The organism is Microbacterium sp. Bi128 (assembly GCF_918698205.1).
In genome coordinates, this window is the sequence record NZ_CAKKMM010000712.1 from 1 (window position 1) to 2586 (window position 2586).

At 72.4% G+C, this 2586-nt stretch carries 1 protein-coding gene and 1 pseudogene; both read left to right on the top strand.

Annotation, left to right across the window (positions count from 1 at the left end; genetic code table 11):
• The coding region (locus tag LQV45_RS25235; RefSeq protein ID WP_230009366.1) for a glycosyltransferase family 2 protein at positions 1-1680 on the top strand (1680 nt) is incomplete at its 5' end.
• Positions 1677-2586: pseudogene (locus LQV45_RS25240) on the top strand (glycosyl hydrolase family 18); the annotation flags it as partial. The gene LQV45_RS25235 and the pseudogene LQV45_RS25240, both read left to right, overlap by 4 nt.

Below are 2586 nucleotides of genomic sequence, written 5' to 3' on the forward strand. Positions count from 1 at the left end.
CTGCGCGACCGCGTGGCCCGCACCCGGGCGATCGCCGACGAGATCCGCCTCGAGCTGGCCGCCCCGCGGGAGTGTGCGCAGGACGCCGTGACCCGCGCCCGGACGCTGCCCGCCCCCGAGGCCCGTCGCGTCGTCGCCGAGGCCTACGCGACCGTCGCGCGCTGGGCCCGCGAGTGCGCGACCGCCGAGCCCCGGGACGGACACGTCGAGACGTTCTTCGCCGAGCAGGTGCTGGGGTCGCTCGCCGACGATCTGAGCTCGGTCGCGGACGCACTGGGTGAGGCCGGAGACGTCGACGAAGAGACCCTGTCGTCGACGCGGGTGCAGTCCCTCGCCCGACGCTTGACGCGCATCCTCGGTGCCGAGATCGAGGTGTTCGAGCGCAAGCGTTTCCCGGCGTTGTCGCACGAGCCGACCAAGGCGGCGAACCTCAACGTCTACCTGGCGCTCGTGGGCGGCGTCCACCAGCTGCGCGACCTCGACGGCATCGAGCACGTGGTCGACGTGCCGGCGTGCGACGCGGTGATCACCCTGGATGCCGACTCGATGCTGCTGCCCGAGTACGCCGCCCGCCTCCTGCACGCGCTGCAGCAGCCCGGGTACGAACGCGTCGGCGTGATCCAGACCCCCTACTCGGCCTATCGCGGTCGGCGCAGCGCCATCGAACGCCTGGCCGGCGCGACCACCGACCTCCAGCACCTGGTGCACCAGGGGCTGACGGCGTTCGACGCCACGTTCTGGGTCGGCGCGAACGCGGTGATCCGGTGGTCGCTGCTCGAGGACCTCGGCACCGTCGAGACGGTCGACGGCCGGGAGGTCGTCCGCTTCATCAGAGGACGGACCGTCATCGAAGACACCGAGGCCAGCATCGACGTCATCGGACACGGCTGGCGGCTGGTGAACTACCCCGAGCGGTTGAGCTACAGCGCCACGCCGCCGGATTTCGGCACTCTCGTCGTCCAGCGCCGCCGCTGGGCCAACGGCGGGCTGCTCGTGCTCCCGGCGCTGTGGCGGACCGCCGCGGCACGCCGGGCGGCCGGCCATCCCCTGCGCACGGCGGAGATGCTGCTGCGCACCAACTACCTCGGCTCGATCGCCTGGGTGACGGCCGGGCTGCTGGTGCTGCTGACGGTCGTGCCGCTCAACGGTGAGCTGGTCAGCATCGTCCTGATCCTCATCGCCCTGCCCTACTTCGTCGAGATGGCGCACGATCTGCGGATGCTGGGCTACCGTCGCCGCGACATCCTGGGGGTGTACGGGCTGAACCTGCTGCTGCTGGCGGTGAACCTCGCCGGCACGATCGGCTCGATCGCGCAGGCCTTCACGGGACACCGCCTCGCCTTCGCCCGCACCCCCAAGGCGGGCCAGCGCACGCCGGCGGGGGCGCTGCTGATCCTGGCCCCGCTCGTCGTCGCCGCCGCCTCGATCATCGTCGCCGTCCGCTCGGTCGGCGAGGGATCCTGGATCGCCGCCGCATTCGCCGCCTTCACCGCCGTGTGCGTGGTCGGGGCGATGGTCCGGCTCGTCGGGATCCGCAACTCCATCGCCGACCTGTGGAACGGGTGGCTGGAGTGGATCTGGGTGCCCGTCCGCGAGCGCGCCCCGGCGACGCAAGAGGACTCCGTGCCCGCGTGGCGACGCGTCTTGGACGACGGGCTGATCGAACCGGTGACCGGATGAGTCCTCGCGAGCGTCAGCGATTCTCGGGACGGCGCGTGTCGTGGGCCCGGGTCGCGGCGAGCCTCCTGGGCGGAGCGGCCCTGATCGCAGTCGGGGTGGCCGCCGTCGCTCCTCCGATCACGCTCCCGGTGACCGGTACGCCCCTCGACGAGCGGTGGTTCGCCGGCTACTACGACGTCACCCTCGATCAGGGGGCGGAACTGGCCGAGAGCGCGCTCGCGACCTCGCCCGGGGGCGCGGTCCTGGCCTTCGTGGTCGCCGCTTCGGACACCGATTGCACGCCCACGTGGGGCAAGGCCTACACCCTCGACGATGCCGCGACCCGCTTCGACCTCGACCGCCGCGTCGAACGCCTGCGCCGCGAGGGGCTTCCCGTGACGGTCTCGTTCGGCGGCGCCGTGAACACCGAACTCGCCCGCGCCTGCGCGAGCCCCGCGAGCCTCGCCGCCGCCTACGGTGCGGTGATCGACCGCTACGGCACCGACACGATCGACCTCGACATCGAAGGCGAGGCGCTCGACGACCGCGCAGCCACCGAACGCCGCGCCGCCGCCGTGGCGCTCCTCCAACGGGAACGGCCCGCGGACGACCCGCTCGAGGTGTGGGTGACGCTCCCGGTCGCGCCCGACGGCTTGACCGCGGCGGGGCGCGACCTCGTGTCGACGATGCTCGACGCCGGGGTCCAGCTCACCGGGGTCAACGCGATGACCATGAACTACGGCATCCAGGCGCCTCGAGACCTCGTCTCCGTTTCGAAGGGCGCTCTGGATGCCACGGCCGCCCAGCTCCAGGGACTCTGGGACCGCGCCGACGTCGACCTGCCGCCGGGCGGGGTGTGGGCGGTGATGGGCGCCACGCCCATGATCGGCCGCAACGACGTACCCACCGAGACGTTCACGCTCGACG